This is a genomic window from Pseudobutyrivibrio sp. (genome assembly GCF_015057185.1).
Classification (GTDB): Bacteria; Bacillota; Clostridia; order Lachnospirales; family Lachnospiraceae; genus Pseudobutyrivibrio.
The window spans coordinates 177,419-192,765 of record NZ_SVEV01000001.1; the positions used below are offsets into that span (position 1 = coordinate 177,419).

16 protein-coding genes are annotated in these 15,347 nt (G+C 36.1%); 1 reads left to right on the top strand and 15 read right to left on the bottom strand.

Annotated elements, in window-relative coordinates:
- Nucleotides 1-14 precede the first annotated feature (14 nt).
- The 14 genes from ruvB to rsxC all read right to left on the bottom strand — a co-directional run bounded on the left by ruvB (nucleotide 15) and on the right by rsxC (nucleotide 13,274).
- Nucleotides 15-1,025 (bottom strand): Holliday junction branch migration DNA helicase RuvB, encoded by a 1,011-nt coding sequence (gene ruvB, locus E7276_RS00920; RefSeq protein ID WP_294212542.1) that lies wholly within the window; start codon nucleotides 1,023-1,025, stop codon nucleotides 15-17.
- Between the two features lie 13 nt (nucleotides 1,026-1,038).
- Nucleotides 1,039-1,656, bottom strand: a complete 618-nt coding sequence (ruvA, locus tag E7276_RS00925; protein ID WP_294212544.1) for a Holliday junction branch migration protein RuvA — start codon at nucleotides 1,654-1,656, stop codon at nucleotides 1,039-1,041.
- 17 nt (nucleotides 1,657-1,673) lie between these two features.
- Nucleotides 1,674-3,104: a tRNA (N6-isopentenyl adenosine(37)-C2)-methylthiotransferase MiaB gene (miaB, locus tag E7276_RS00930; RefSeq protein WP_294212546.1), complete on the bottom strand. Its 1,431-nt coding sequence runs from the start codon at nucleotides 3,102-3,104 to the stop codon at nucleotides 1,674-1,676.
- Nucleotides 3,105-3,122: 18 nt separating this feature from the next.
- Nucleotides 3,123-4,367, bottom strand: coding sequence for a glutamate-5-semialdehyde dehydrogenase (locus tag E7276_RS00935; RefSeq protein WP_294212549.1), 1,245 nt, complete (start codon nucleotides 4,365-4,367; stop codon nucleotides 3,123-3,125).
- Entirely contained in the window at nucleotides 4,367-4,969 is a 603-nt protein-coding gene (locus E7276_RS00940; RefSeq protein WP_294212552.1) for a 5-formyltetrahydrofolate cyclo-ligase, read from the bottom strand. Before E7276_RS00940 ends, E7276_RS00935 begins: the two co-directional genes overlap by 1 nt.
- The gene (locus E7276_RS00945; protein ID WP_330598888.1) at nucleotides 4,938-5,159 is read right to left on the bottom strand and encodes a DUF896 domain-containing protein; all 222 of its coding nucleotides are present in this window, start codon (nucleotides 5,157-5,159) and stop codon (nucleotides 4,938-4,940) included. Before E7276_RS00945 ends, E7276_RS00940 begins: the two co-directional genes overlap by 32 nt.
- 2 nt (nucleotides 5,160-5,161) lie before the next feature.
- Nucleotides 5,162-5,995: a glutamate 5-kinase gene (proB, locus tag E7276_RS00950; protein ID WP_294212555.1), complete on the bottom strand. Its 834-nt coding sequence runs from the start codon at nucleotides 5,993-5,995 to the stop codon at nucleotides 5,162-5,164.
- Between the two features lie 85 nt (nucleotides 5,996-6,080).
- Nucleotides 6,081-7,985: an EAL domain-containing protein gene (locus tag E7276_RS00955; RefSeq protein WP_294212558.1), complete on the bottom strand. Its 1,905-nt coding sequence runs from the start codon at nucleotides 7,983-7,985 to the stop codon at nucleotides 6,081-6,083.
- Between the two features lie 126 nt (nucleotides 7,986-8,111).
- Nucleotides 8,112-8,903, bottom strand: coding sequence for an RnfABCDGE type electron transport complex subunit B (locus E7276_RS00960; RefSeq protein WP_294212560.1), 792 nt, complete (start codon nucleotides 8,901-8,903; stop codon nucleotides 8,112-8,114).
- Nucleotides 8,904-8,916: 13 nt separating this feature from the next.
- Entirely contained in the window at nucleotides 8,917-9,507 is a 591-nt protein-coding gene (rsxA, locus tag E7276_RS00965) for an electron transport complex subunit RsxA (protein ID WP_294212563.1), read from the bottom strand.
- Nucleotides 9,507-10,370, bottom strand: coding sequence for an electron transport complex subunit RsxE (gene rsxE, locus E7276_RS00970; protein WP_294212566.1), 864 nt, complete (start codon nucleotides 10,368-10,370; stop codon nucleotides 9,507-9,509). Before rsxE ends, rsxA begins: the two co-directional genes overlap by 1 nt.
- Entirely contained in the window at nucleotides 10,367-10,984 is a 618-nt protein-coding gene (locus E7276_RS00975; protein ID WP_294212569.1) for an RnfABCDGE type electron transport complex subunit G, read from the bottom strand. Before E7276_RS00975 ends, rsxE begins: the two co-directional genes overlap by 4 nt.
- The gene (locus E7276_RS00980; RefSeq protein ID WP_294212572.1) at nucleotides 10,977-11,933 is read right to left on the bottom strand and encodes an RnfABCDGE type electron transport complex subunit D; all 957 of its coding nucleotides are present in this window, start codon (nucleotides 11,931-11,933) and stop codon (nucleotides 10,977-10,979) included. Before E7276_RS00980 ends, E7276_RS00975 begins: the two co-directional genes overlap by 8 nt.
- 21 nt (nucleotides 11,934-11,954) lie before the next feature.
- Nucleotides 11,955-13,274 (bottom strand): electron transport complex subunit RsxC, encoded by a 1,320-nt coding sequence (rsxC, locus tag E7276_RS00985; RefSeq protein WP_294212575.1) that lies wholly within the window; start codon nucleotides 13,272-13,274, stop codon nucleotides 11,955-11,957.
- Between the two features lie 200 nt (nucleotides 13,275-13,474).
- Between rsxC and E7276_RS00990 the strand changes: the two genes are divergently transcribed.
- Nucleotides 13,475-14,533: a ribonuclease H-like domain-containing protein gene (locus E7276_RS00990; protein WP_294212578.1), complete on the top strand. Its 1,059-nt coding sequence runs from the start codon at nucleotides 13,475-13,477 to the stop codon at nucleotides 14,531-14,533.
- 30 nt (nucleotides 14,534-14,563) lie between these two features.
- Here the strand turns inward: E7276_RS00990 and E7276_RS00995 are convergent, their stop codons facing one another.
- A complete protein-coding gene (locus tag E7276_RS00995) occupies nucleotides 14,564-15,337 on the bottom strand; it encodes a CheR family methyltransferase (protein ID WP_294212581.1) in 774 nt (257 codons plus the stop codon).
- Between the last annotated feature and the right edge of the window lie 10 nt (nucleotides 15,338-15,347).

Below are 15,347 nucleotides of genomic sequence, written 5' to 3' on the forward strand. Positions count from 1 at the left end.
TGAATATTAAAAACCTATAAGATTTCTGGAACAGGCATATTAAAATGCTCATAAGCAACCTTTGTAGCCACTCTTCCTTTTGGCGTACGAATTATTAAACCATTTTGTAATAGATAAGGCTCATAAACATCCTCTATTGTACCAGAATCCTCTCCTACTGTTGCAGCAAGATTATCAAGACCTACAGGGCCTCCATTAAATTTCTCGATAATGGCTAAAAGAATATTTCTATCGTTATTATCAAGTCCTAAAGTATCCACCTCTAAAGAATCAAGTGTAGTGGCAGCTACTTCTTTAGTGATTTCACCGTCGAACTTAACCTGAGCGTAATCCCTAACTCGTTTTAAGTATCTATTAGCCAAACGAGGGGTTCCTCTAGATCTAAGGGCTATCTGGTATGCCCCCTCATAATCTATTGGTGCATCAAGCTTTGCCGCTGATGCTGTAACTATTGTAGAAAGCTCCTCTGGTGTATAGTAATCCATGTGTCCAATAATACCAAATCTATCTCTAAGTGGTGCAGAAAGAAGTCCCGGTCTTGTAGTTGCACCAATAAGAGTAAATCTAGGTAATTTTGTATGGATAGAACGAGCTGTAGTATCTTTGCCCATTACAATATCCACTGCAAAATCTTCCATTGCAGAATATAGAGTCTCCTCTACAGGTTTTGACAATCTATGAATTTCATCAATAAATAATATGTCTCCATCCTTTAAGGTCATAAGAACAGCTACAATCTCACCTGGAATTGTAATAGCAGGACCAGATGTGACCTTGATGTTTGACCCCATTTCACCAGCCACAATGCCAGCAAGTGTAGTCTTTCCAAGTCCCGGCGGGCCATACAACAAAACATGGTCCAGTGCATCACCACGCTGTTTTGCAGCCTCAATGTAGATTTTCATATTCTCTTTGACCTTTGACTGACCAATATAGCCATCAAATGTCTTAGGTCTAAGTGCATTATCATTTACCAAGTCTTCGTGACTTGCTATTGTCGAAGTTATTTGCTTGTTACTTAACATTTATTTTCCCCATTTATAAGAACGACATTTGCTTTAATGTATCTGAAAGCAATTGTTCTGTAGTAGTAGATTCTGTGATAGTCATCTTATCTAAAGCACGAGCCGCATTACTTGGAGAGTACCCCAGTGATACAAGAGCTTCAAGGACCTCTTCCTTGACTGTTGTAGTTGGGGCTGCCGACTTTTTGCCAGATAAATCAGAGGTGATTTTGGCCTCAAAGGCTCCGATAATATCAACCTTGTCCTTAAGATCGATAATTGCACGTTCTGCAGTTTTCTTTCCTACACCAGGAACAGCGGAAAACGCCTTGGCGTCAGAGCCTGCAACTGCAAACTGAATATCACTAACAGTCATCGAGCTAAGAATTGCAAGAGCCCCCTTAGGACCTATTCCACTAACAGAAAGAAGAAGCTCAAACATCTTAAGCTCCTCCTTATCACAAAATCCATATAAAGTAAGAGAATCTTCTTTTGGAATTAGCTTGGTTTCAAGTTTAATCTCTGAACCAATATTAGGTAATTGTCTAATTGTGTTCATAGATGAACTGATACCATAACCAATTCCATTATTCTCAACTATAATTGTATTCTCATCAATATCAGAAAGTATACCTCTAATAAAAGAAATCAATGTTATTCTCCCTTTGATTAAACTTGTTCTCCAATGAAGTAGAACCCTTTACAACAGTTTAACCTAACATCGACTAATTTTCCAATTAAAGATTCATCTCCTGGGAAATGAACTGTAACATTATTAGCAAGCTTTCCTGATACAAGAGAGCTATCCTGCTCGTTAACATCCTCAACAAGAACCTTTTGAACAGTACCTTCAAGGGCTTTAACCTTATCATGACCATGCTTTTGAACTAAAGCAAGAAGTCTATCGAATCTATCCTTTACAACATCCTCTGGAACCTGATTATCCATTGCAGCAGCAGGTGTACCAGTTCTCTTTGAATAAATAAATGTAAATGCAGAATCATAATGAACCTTGTCAACTACATCCATTGTTTCAAGGAAGTCCTCTTCTGTCTCTCCAGGGAATCCAACAATAATATCAGTTGTAATGGCAACATCAGGAATTCTGGCGCGAAGCTTTTCTACCAATCCAAGATAATGCTCCTTAGTGTAGCGACGATTCATCTTCTTGAGAATCTCTGTACTTCCTGACTGTAATGGTAAATGCATGTGATGACAAACCTTTGGAAGTGTAGCCATTGCCTCAATAAGCTCATCTGATAAATCCTTTGGATGAGGAGTCATAAAACGAATTCTCTCAAGGCCCTCAATGTCATTAACCATCTTTAATAATTCTGCAAATGTAGTCTTTTCTTCAAGGCCTACTCCATAAGAATTAACATTTTGTCCGAGAAGCATAACCTCAACTACACCGTCAGCAACTAATCCCTTGATTTCATTTACAATGTCCTCTGGCTTTCTTGAACGCTCACGGCCTCTTACATATGGCACGATGCAATATGTACAGAAGTTGTTGCAGCCAAAGCTAATATTTACACCTGACTTGAAAGGATATTTTCTTGAGATAGGTAAATTCTCAACAATTTTGTCTGTATCCTTCCAAATATCGATAATCATACCCTTTTTATTTAAAAGGGCTGTTGTAAATAACTCTGCAAACTTGTAAAGATTATGAGTACCAAAAATAAGGTCTACAAACTTGTAATTAGCTTTAAGATGCTCAATAACAGTAGGTTCCTGCATCATACAGCCGCAAAGACCAATCATCATGTCTTTGTTTTTCTTTTTATAACCATGAAGAATACCAAGGTGACCATATACCTTGTTATTTGCATTCTCTCTAACAGTACAAGTGTTGTAAATTACAAAATCTGCATTCTCATTTTCTGTTTCTACATAACCGATTTCCTTGAGAACACCTAGAAGCTTCTCTGAATCTCTAGCATTCATCTGACAACCAAAGGTTGTAACACAGCATGTAAGCTTACGTCCAAGCTCAGCTTCCTTTTTTGCAATAATCTTTTTTGCCTCAGCAATAAAATAATACTGACGCTCTGGCTCCTGCTCTGGAGCATTGTTTAATAAATCTGTAATATTCATTTATAAATTCCTATCTAATTATTTTCTAACCTGTCCATCTCCATAGATGGTGTATTTATAGCTTGTGAGAGCCATAAGTCCCATAGGACCTCTAGCATGAAGCTTCTGGGTACTGATACCAATTTCAGCTCCAAAACCAAACTCAAAGCCATCTGTAAATCGAGTTGATGCGTTTACGTATACGCAAGCAGCATCAATTCCATTTAAGAATTTCTCAGCATTATCTTTATCATTTGTGATAATAGCTTCTGAGTGGCCTGTGTTATATTTATTAATATGTTCAATAGCCTCTTCTACAGACGCTACAGTTTTAACAGAAATAATATAGTCTAAATACTCTGTTGCAAAGTCTTGCTCAGTGGCAGCATCAGCGCCTTCCATAAGAGCCTTTGCTTTCTCATCTGCAAAAATCTGTACTCCCTTTGCTCTAAGTTCTTTATTTAAAACAGGGAGCAATTTACTTGCAATATTTTCATTTATAACAAGAGACTCACATGCATTACATACGCCAATACGTTGAGTCTTCGCATTTACGATAATATTTACAGCCATATCAATGTCTGCATCATAATCAACATAGATATGACAATTGCCAGAGCCTGTTTCAATCACTGGAACAGATGCATTCTCAACAACTGATTTAATTAAACCAGCACTACCTCTAGGAATAAGCACATCAATATATCCGTTTAAACGCATCATTTCTTTGGCTGTCTCACGACTAGTATCCTCAATAAGAGTGATTGCATCCTCAGGAAAACCACCTACTCTAAGAGCATCCTTTATAACCTTAACGATTGCCTTATTAGATTCGAGTGCATCACTACCGCCCTTTAAAATGACAGCGTTACCTGTTTTAAAGCAAAGTCCAAAAACATCAGCAGTTACATTAGGTCTAGCCTCATAAATAACACCAACAACACCAATTGGTACAAGTCGCTTTTTAATATCAAGTCCATTAGGACGTGTAAACTCTTCAACAACTTTTCCGATTGGGTCCTCAAGGGCTACAACCTCACGAAGACCATCTGCCATCCCCTTGATTCTTGACTCATCTAATTTAAGTCTATCTAAAAGTCCTTGGGATAATCCCTTTTGGGCTCCATTTTCCATATCAATAGCATTAGCAGAAATAATTGAAGCAGCATTTGCTTCTAATGCATCAGCCACAGCTGTGATTGCAGCATTCTTTTTTTCTGTAGATAGTGAAGCTACGCTATATTTAACATTTTTTGCTTTAGTAGCTAGTTCAAGTAAAGTCATTATGCACCTCTTTTTATAAGCCTGTCATTAGTTACAATATAGTCTAAAGGCATGTCATGCGCCTCTATCTTCAAATTATCAACCATCTGTTGTTCAAATCCAACACCGATTTTAATATAGTTAGAATGTTGTTCAAAAAATCTATCATAATAACCGCCACCATATCCAATACGATTACAGCTATTATCAAAGGACACCCCAGGTGTAATAACCACCACCTCATCCTGCACTGCTTCTAACAATGGCAAATCCTTGCAGGGCTCCATTATTCCATAAGCACCTGTACTAAAATCCTTTGAAAAATCATTAACTTCATGAAACGATAATTCATGTCTATCAGAATCAGATATAGGAAAAAAAATACGCTTTCCTTTACTTTTTAAAATATTATACAGTCCACGTAAATCAACCTCTGAGCCAAACGGATAGAAACATAAAAAAATATTAGCTCCTTTAAAATCAGATTCTAAAAGAGCCAAAACGTTTTCTGTAATATCCTGAGACATAGATTCTCTTTGTTCCAAAGAAATATTGTCTCGTATGCTTTTAATTTTTTTTCTAAGTTCTTTATTATTTAGAAACTTTTCCATATTTTTCGCCAAGATTCTCCACCTTGCCATTTTCATCAACTATATCAATATTGTTAAGCTGAGCTCTAACATTGCCTCTTATAGCTTCTATATATGCTTTTCTAAGCTTTGCCTGCTCTTCCTTTTCAGCATCTGTAAGACCTTCTGCTTTTTGCTTGTGATAAAGCTCATTAATTCTCGCAATATCTTTCTCTGTAATCATAATTAATCCTCTAACAAATCTAATATTCGAACATCATCGCGCTTATTAGCAACAAATAATGTTCCTTTATCTTTATTTTCAAAAATCCTATGTATATTACCTATATGGGCACCATTTGTTATAACCATGTCTGCGCCGCTATATGTAGCAATCTGAGCTGCACGAAGCTTTGCAGTCATACCACCTGTTCCAACATTTGATGAGCTTTCAGAGCTAGCCATGTTCATTACATCATCAACGCTCTCAACTATAGGTACAAACTCTGCATCAGGATTAGTAGCAGGATTATCTGTATATAATCCCTCTATGTCTGAAAGTAAAACTAATGCATCAGCCTTAACAAGAGCGGTAACAATGGCAGACAAAGAATCATTATCGCCAAACTGAATCTCATGAGTGGCAACGGTATCATTTTCATTTACAACAGGAATGACACCAAGAGAAAATAGCTCTTCAAATGTATTTCGTGCATTTTCTCTAGATTCTGGATCAGTCATAGTCTTTTTGGTCATTAGAATCTGACCTGCTCTTTGATTGTACTCAGAAAAAAGCTTTTGATATACAGACATCAGATAGGCCTGTCCAATGGACGCACACGCTTGTTTAGTAGCCAAATCCTTTGGACGCTCCTTTAGCCCAATAGCATAACGTCCAACAGCTATTGCTCCGGAGGAAACAAGACAAACATCCTTTCCTTGAGCTCTTAAGTCGCATAACTGTCTAACTAAACGTTCTAGCTTTGTGTAATCGATATTGCCTGTAGCATCATGTGTAATAGTTGAAGAACCAACTTTTACAACTACTCTTTGTTTCTTTGTAAAATCTCGACCGTACATAATTATCTCCCAAAATATTTCCGCATAATCATACCACTAAAGCCTATACAAGCGCAAGAATCATTATAAATTAAATGAGGCACAATTAATTTACCTTGATGTATTCCAAAAACTCCTTTTTCGAAAGAGGCTCAGAAAAATAATAGCCTTGGAAATAATCAACTCCATATTTTTGTAGTTCATGTATTTGATTATCCGTTTCTACACCTTCAACTAGGACTTTACAGCCCAAACCATGAACCATATTAATACTATTCTCAAGAATAACTCGTCCTCGTTCTGCCCTCATGGCATTCCATAAAATACTCTTATCAATTTTTACAATATCAAAATCAAGGGAAAATATTCCTTCAACATTTGAATAGCCTGTGCCGTAATCATCCATTGAAAGAGAAAATCCTGCCCCCTTTAATTGATGAGCAACCTTTGATAATACGGAGTAGTTTTCTGCCCCAACAGATTCAGTAATCTCAAAATTAATAGATGAATGCTTTACTTTATATTGGTCTACTATGGCGATTATGTGATTAAAAAATCCAGGTCTCAAGCATTGAACAACAGACAAATTTACATTAATGCAATCAAGATTGTTTTTCTCAAGAACTCCAGTCTGAATCAATTGGCAAACCTGATGTAATACAAAATCATCTATTTGATCAACAAATCCAATTTGCTCAGCAATAGGAATAAATTCTTCTGGGGAAATATCACCTACGTTTTCGTCATGCATACGTACTAATGCTTCTGCCCCATGAAGCACCTTACCATCACCACAGAATGTAGGCTGATAGAAAACTTCAAATTTTTGATTGTTAATACTATTTTTGATAGCCCTTTCTATTTCAGAACGGCGAGTAATCCATTCGATTTCACCATGCTCACTTATTACGCTTTGAGGGATAATACTGTCAGCTATATAAGCAATTTCTTCATGTGAATGAATCTGTTCTGGAATAACTGCTTTAAACACAGAAGCATTTAATTTGAAGGAGTTATCATAAATATCCCAAAGATTATTAAATCTCTCTACTATTTTAGATAAGTATCCATCGGCTTTGTCTAGCTCGTTACTATCACAAATAATCACAAAGCACTCTTTGCTTGGACTATATATTTTATATCTAGGCACCAAAGTCTTTAAAAAATCTGTAACAGCAATAGCTAAAGCATCATAATTGTTAGAACGAGTAACCCTCTCAATAATATTGGCATTAGAAATTTTAATAAATATCAAGCCAGCCTTTTCATTCATAATTAGCATATTATGAACATCATTGTGGAGTGCAATACGATTATATATTCCTGTGTCCACGTGCATTCTATCGTCTTCATTTTCTATAGCAAGCATGGCACCCATTAATGCTAAGGCTTCTGAAAAAAGCTCCGTTTTCAAATCAATATAAAGCAGCTGAATTACAACCCCTGCCATAGTTAATAAAAACAGATATGATAAGGCGACACTTCTACGTGGTGTAATAGCTTTCCATGAAAATAAGAGCTCAAACACAGATAGCGCAAAATAAAATACTGCAACCCAGTAAATAATATATTCGCCCCAGTTTCTATGGAACTTGAATAAGAAATCATAGTAGAAAACGCAATTATAAAATGGGTTAAGTAAAACAAGTATTTCTGTGCATATAAACGGAATATGGAGTAAAAATGATTTAAATAATGAACGTCTCCTGCTTTTACCAGTTACACAAGATACATAATCGTATAACATAGGACAAAGAGCAGAATGAAACAAGAAATATATATTCTGGGAAACTATAAGGCCCCAGTAGCTTGTGATTGATTTAGCATAATCAGTTTCAAAAACGGAAGTAGTCAATTCGGAAATCGAATTAATAAGAATAATAAATAATACAATAAGAAACCATCTATTTTGCGGCTTATCTGTTCTCTTTTGAATAAGTGTAAATATAAGAACAAATACAGTTATAGCTAAAGCAGTTGCAAAAAATGCCATGTGAAATTGATTAATCATAATGACCATCTTTATCAATATCCTCCAAAATCATTTAATGCAAACGTTTCTTTAAAAAATCCCTTTGATTATGTTAACATTAAATTAGCTCCTCGACAATAATCGAGGAGCCTTTTTTGTAATAATCTAGAGAATTATCTTTCTAGGACAAACTTCAGCACACTTGCCACAGCTTGTACATTTTTCTTGATCTATATGAGCATAAAAACCATCAACGGTAATTGCACCAAATTCACAAGTCTTTTCGCATTTGTGACATCCGATACACCCCACCTTACAAACGCTCATAACATCCTTACCTTTGTCATTGTTATGACATTGAACAGCATGTCCAAAATCATAAGGGATAAGCTCAATAAGGTGATTAGGACAAGTTGCAACGCATTTTCCGCAAGCCTTGCAGGCTTCTTTATCTACCACTGCAACTCCATCTACGATATGGATTGCATCAAATGGACAAGCCTTTACACATGAGCCAAAGCCCATACAACCATAGGAACAAGCTTTTGGTCCTCCACCAGGAACAAAAGCCATTGCCTTACAATCCTCAACTCCAGTGTAATCATAAAGCTGTTTAGCATTCTCACAAGTACCATTACACATAACAAAGGCAACTTTGCGAACACCTTCTTCTGCAGCTACACCCATAATTTCGGAAATCTGAGCAGCTACAGGAGCGCCACCAACTGGACATTGGTTAACCGGAGCTTCTCCTTTAGCTATAGCAGCTGCCAAACCTGAACAACCAGCATATCCGCAACCACCGCAGTTATTTCCTGGTAAGACTCCAAGTACAGCCTCCTCTTTTGGATCAACCTCAACCTTAAACTTCTCTGCTGAGAAGCAAAGGAAAAATCCTATAATACAACCAGTAGCGCCAACAATAACAGCTGCCAGTAAAATTCCTGTTATACTCATTTGTCAGCCCTCCTTATAATGATATAACTCCTGAGAATCCAAGAAATGCCATAGCCATAAGTCCTGCTGTAATGAGGACAATAGCTGAACCCTTGAATGTCTCTGGAATATCGTTGTATTCGATTTTCTCACGTATACCAGCCATAATTACAATTGCAATTGTAAAACCAACTGCTACGCCAAAGCCATTGATGACTGATTTGAGAATATCGTATTCTTTAGTAACATTATTAATTGCTGTACCAAGTACTGCACAGTTTGTTGTGATAAGTGGAAGGTAAACTCCCAATGATTCATAAAGTGAAGGTACACTCTTTTTAAGGAACATCTCAACAAACTGAACTAAGGCTGCTATTACAAGAATAAATACAATTGTCTGCATGTATTCAAATCCTGTAGGTGCCAAAATAAATTTATAAATTACACTTGATACAAATGAAGCTATCGTAATTACGAATATTACGGCGCCGCCCATACCAGCTGCTGTTTCTACTCGTTTTGAAACTCCAAGGAAAGGACAAAGTCCTAGGAACTGAGAAAGAACAACGTTATTTACAATAGCCGAAGAAACAAGTAATAAAATTAATCCTGTAACATAACTCATTATTTATTCTCCTCCTTTCCTTCAATATCATCATCAGCATAGGACGAATCTGAACCTGATTTTTCAACATCCTCTGTATTTTTTGTGTTTGCTGTCTGTTTAACTGCATCCTTAGCAGGCTCTGGCTTAGCAACATCCTTTGGATCTACTGGTATCTCTTCTTTTGTAACATGAACCATTGATTTTCCAGTACATGCAGAAGAAAGTGTACAGCCTGAGCAATCTCCGCTTAAACAGCCTTGAACTGCAGGAAGTGGCTTGCCTGCTGCTTCCATTTTTCTTCTGACAACATTCATGATTGCTACTAAGAATCCAAGAACAATAAATGCACCTGGAGCAAGTCCAAATAATGTAATATGGAAATCATTGAGAGCTGAAATAGTAACGCCAAATACTGAACCATTTCCAAGTATCTCTCTAACGATACCTATTAATGTAAGACCAACTGTAAAGCCAAGTCCCATTCCAATACCATCAAACATTGAAGGAATAACTGGATTTTTAGAAGCATAGCTTTCAGCACGTCCAAGAATAATACAGTTAACAACAATAAGTGGAATATAGATTCCAAGAGATGCGTAAAGCGAAGGAGTAAAACCTTGCATTAAAAACTGTACTATTGTAACAAATGAAGCAACTACAACTATAAATGCAGGCATTCTCACTCTATCAGGAATGATATTTCTAAGTGCAGAAATCATCATATTTGAAAGAACAAGTACCACCGTTGTAGATAGACCCATACCAATACCATTGATAGCTGATGTTGTAACAGCAAGTGTTGGACACATACCAAGCATCAATACAAAGGTAGGATTTTCCTTCCAAAGACCATTATAAAGTCGTTCTAAATTTTTATTCATTGTGCACCTCCTACTAAAGAATTAAAGTAGGTAACGCCAGCGTTAATGCCACTTGTTACTGCCTTTGAAGTAATTGTGGCAGCCGAAATAGCATCAATCTCTGATGAAGAGGACGCACCAGTCTTTGTTACAGTAAATGTCTCAGCATTTCTATTGATGAACTGTGATGAAAATGTTCCATCACCTGTATCTCTAGCCTTCATGCCAAGACCTGCAGTCTCTGAAATACTTGTAATTGAATATCCATTAATCACTGCATCATTGGTAATTCCCATTGAAAATGTAATATTTCCACCATATCCAGCAGATGTTGTTACCGTAATTACGTATCCAATAGGATTACCAGAAGAATCCATTGCAACTACACAGTTATCAATTTTCTCTTTGTCATAGCCAGCATTATTAACAATAGCTGTTGCTGCATCAGAATCGAAATCTTCAAGATCTTCAAAGGAAGCGGCATCTGCAAATACAGTTTGGTATGCAGTCTGTAAGGCCTCTGCCTCTGCCTTTGCGATAGGTGCTTTTGTAATTTCATATACAAGCCCAAGTGCAAATCCTGCAATAACTGTGATGCAGGTAAGAACCAAAGCGTCTTTAACTAATTTATTCATTAGCCTTCACCTCCTTTGGTTTTTTCTCTCGAGTAATACCGAAAGCACGTGGAACAGTAACCTTTTCAATGAGAGGAACAAGTAAATTGCTAAATATAATTGCAAAGCTAACTCCCTCTGCACTGTTACCGAAAATACGGAATATGCCTGTCAAAAGGCCAAGGCATATACCAAATATCACCTTTCCTGAAGGTGTAATTGGTGAAGTAACATAATCGGTCGCCATGAAGAATGCACCAAGCATAAGACCACCACCGCAAAGGTGTGCAACTAAATAAGTTGTATCAAATCCATGTCCACCAAATAGAATGATAAAAATTGAAAATGTAACAATGTATACACCAGGAATTGTAAGATCGATAACTCCAAGCAAAATTAAAATGATTGCTCCAATAAGAATGCAAAGAGCTGAGGTCTCACCGATTGTACCTCCAGTATGACCAATAAGCATATCAAGAGTATTTACTGCCTCTCCACTTTTTAAAAGCTGAAGTGGTGTAGCTCCTGCAACGCCATCATACTCGAAATGTGTCATAGTAGCTGCGAAGGAAATAACAAGGAATACTCTTCCACCAAGGGCTGGATTCATAAAGTTTTGTCCCAATCCGCCAAATAACATTTTAACAACTACTATCGCAAATACGGAACCAAGAACTGCCTGCCAAATTGGCAAAGTAAATGGTAAATTAAGTGCTAATAACAATCCTGTTACGACTGCACTAAAATCGCCAATAGTGTTCTTTTTCCCTACTGCTTTTTCAAATAAGAATTCTGAAATCACACATGTAAATACACAAACTAAGATTAAAGCTAGCGCTCTTAAACCAAAATTAACAATACCAAAAATTGTAGTTGGCATAAGGGCAAGAATTACATAGAGCATAATTCTGCTAGTATCATCCTTTGCTCTAACATGTGGTGATGAAGAAACTTTTAATAAATCGCTCACTGTCGTCTCACCTTATCCTTTCTACTTTTTTCTTTTGTCTGCAAGAACCATCTTTTTCATGGTCTTGATTGACTGAGCAAGTGGTTTTCTAGCAGGGCAAGCAAAGCTACAGCTACCACACTCAATACACTCTAAGCCGTACCATTTTTCGAACTGTTCTTTATCTCCATGATCAGAGAATTTAGACAATCTAGATGGAATCAGATTCTCTGGACAAGCTTCAACGCATCGACCGCAGTTGATACATGCAGTTGTTTCAAATTTAGATACCTCATCCTCTGACAATGCAAGTAATGCTCCTGATGTCTTTGTTGTAGGAATATCTACATCAATAAGAGCAAAGCCCATCATTGGACCACCCGAAATAAGCTTCTTTGGATCACGAACATATCCACCTGCAGCTTCAAGTATTTCTTTGCAGCTAGTACCAATACAAATTCTGAAGTTGCGAGGTTCCATAATAGCGTCACCTGTAATAGTAAAGATTCGATCCATAACAGGCTTGCCTTCTACAACTGCAGTATAAATAGCATTGATAGTAGCAACATTGTCTACAATACATCCTGCATCAGCTGGAAGCTTTTTAGAATTGATTTCTCTGCCAGTACAAGCCTTAATGAGCTGACGTTCTCCACCTTGAGGATACTTTGTCATTAAAGGAACAACCTCGATTCGAGGCTCTTTCTCACAAAGCTTAGTCAAAGATTCAATAACATCCTGTTTATTATCTTCTACACCAAGAAGTCCCTTTGCCTTAGGGAATAGCTGAAGAATTATTTTCATACCAGTGATAAGTTTCTCTGGCTCTTCAACCATAGACCTATAGTCAGAAGTAAGATAAGGCTCACATTCTGCGCAGTTAGCAATAATATATTCAATTTTTTCAGGGTTTTTAGGAGAAAGTTTTACATGGGTTGGGAAACCGGCACCACCCATTCCAACTACACCAGCCTCTTGAATTTTTTTGATAATTTGATCAATTGAAAGCTCTGTGTAATCTTCGCAGGCTTCAAATCCTGTTTCGATAAATTTGCCATCACTTTCAATGATAATAGAATTGACCATGTCACCAGTAGCAACACGTCTAGGTTGAATAGCTTTAACTGTACCAGAAACAGATGCATAGATTGGTGCTGAAACAAATCCTCCAGCCTCTGCTATCTTCTGGCCTCTAAGCACAGTATCACCAACAGAAACAACTGCATTAGCAGGTGCTCCAATATGCTGGGACAATGGATAAACCATTTCGCCTTGTGGCAATAATTCCTTGATTGGCTTTTCTTTTGATAATTCCTTGCCATCATAAGGATGTACGCCACCTTTAAAAGTCCTAAGACCCATTAGCATTACCCCTCTTTCTTTAAAAATAACTAATCATGAGCTAATCATTTTTCCGCCAATATTAGCTCTATATGTAAAATTATATCATTTTGATTAAAATAGTAGAGAAATATTATCATTTATTTTGTATATTTTTAAGTACCAAACGCAATGAAATTGTGTATAATTTAACAATGTAAAATATAACACTAAGGAACATTATGGAAAAAATAACTAACGAATATTCAATTGATAATATAAGCTACTCTTTAGATAAGTACTTTGATGAAAACACAATCTTTTTTGATATTGAGTGTACTGGACTTTCTCCTAGGAAATCATTTATTTATCTAATAGGCTATGCTGTTAGATTAGGAAACAAAATCATGATTACACAGCTTCTAGCCAATAACGAGTCAGAAGAATTAGAAATTATACAAGAATTCGAAAATACGATTTCTAATTATGATGGTCTATTAGGATTTAATTCAACCAGATTTGATGAGTCTTTTATTGTAGAAAGGTGTAGAAAATATCATTTTAATACCACCATCAAATCTAAACGACATGTAGATATGTATCTTACCTCTACCAAGGCCAAGTGTCTTTTAAACTTACCTAATTATAAGCAAAAGACTATAGAAGCTTTTTTAGGATTAAATAGAGACGATCAGTATAATGGCGGAGAATTAATTCCTGTCTATCAGCACTATTCTCTCACAGGTGATAAACAATCAAAGGATTTAATCCTTCTTCATAATTATGAAGATGTAAAAGGAATGATATACATTGCTGATATTTTAAGCTACAGCGATTTGTTGACCTCAAATATAAGCTTTGTATCTAAAGAAATTGCTGCTGACAAAATCAGATATGAATTACAGACAGATATTAGCCTTCCTAGTTCTATAAATAAAATACGTGAATACGGTATGTATATTATTAAAAATAATCGCATTTACGTTACTTTAAACCTATTCAAAGGAACTCTTTATACATATCTTCCTGATTACAAAAACTATTATTATTTAATCGAAGAAGAAATGATAATTCCAAAAGCAATAGGTGAAAGCATAGACAAAAATAATAGACGACCTGCTTCCAAAAAAGACTGCAAGGTTCCACTAGAAGGTACTTTTCTTCAGCTTCCCGAAAAAGTTGATGTAAGTAACAAAAGGATATTCAAATCTGATTATGCTTCCAAAGATGCTTTCATTAACATAGATGATGTTGAGCCTGAAATCCTTGTAAAAATATTAAAATATATGTTGAAGCATTAAAAAACTTCCCTGTAAAGGGAAGTTTTTTTCTTAAACCTTCTCATAGAAGAAGGAATATCTTCTTTTATATCCTAAATCTTTATAATCTATTACTTGTTCCGTAGAGCCAATAAATAAAATACCACCTTGTCGTAACGATTTATTGAACTTACTGTATACATCAGTTTTGGCTTCATCTGTAAAATAAATCAATACATTACGACAAACAATCATGTCATAATTAGATGGATATGCATCTCTTAGCAAATTATGTTCTTTGAAATCTACGCAACGTTTGATATCTTCGGAAATCTGATAAGAATTACCCACCTGAGTAAAGTACTTCTTTTTCAAATCTGCTGGTACATTAGCAATACTCTTGGCACTATACAGGCCAACTTTAGCTGTTGCAATAACTTGCTTGTCAAGATCAGTTGCATATATTTTGATTTTATTCAATGGCACAAGTGTTGAAAGTGCCATTACAAGAGAATATGGCTCATCACCTGTAGAGCAAGCGGCTGACCATATTTTAAGCTGCTGTCCTGATTTTGCAATTAATTCTGGGAAAAACTCCTTAACCATAAGCTCCCACTGCTCAGGATTACGATAGAACTCAGAAACATTTATTGTAAGGAAGTTTACAAATTCATCAAAAACATCCTTATCACTTTTTAACAGCCCAACATATTCTTCATAAGTTTTGCATTTATTCTTTGTAACAAGAGAATCAATTCTACGGCGCATCTGTTTCTCTTTGTATGCGTCCAAATCAATTTTTGTTAGAGAATAAACACTTTTCTTGAATCCTTCATAATTTTCCATATAATCGGCT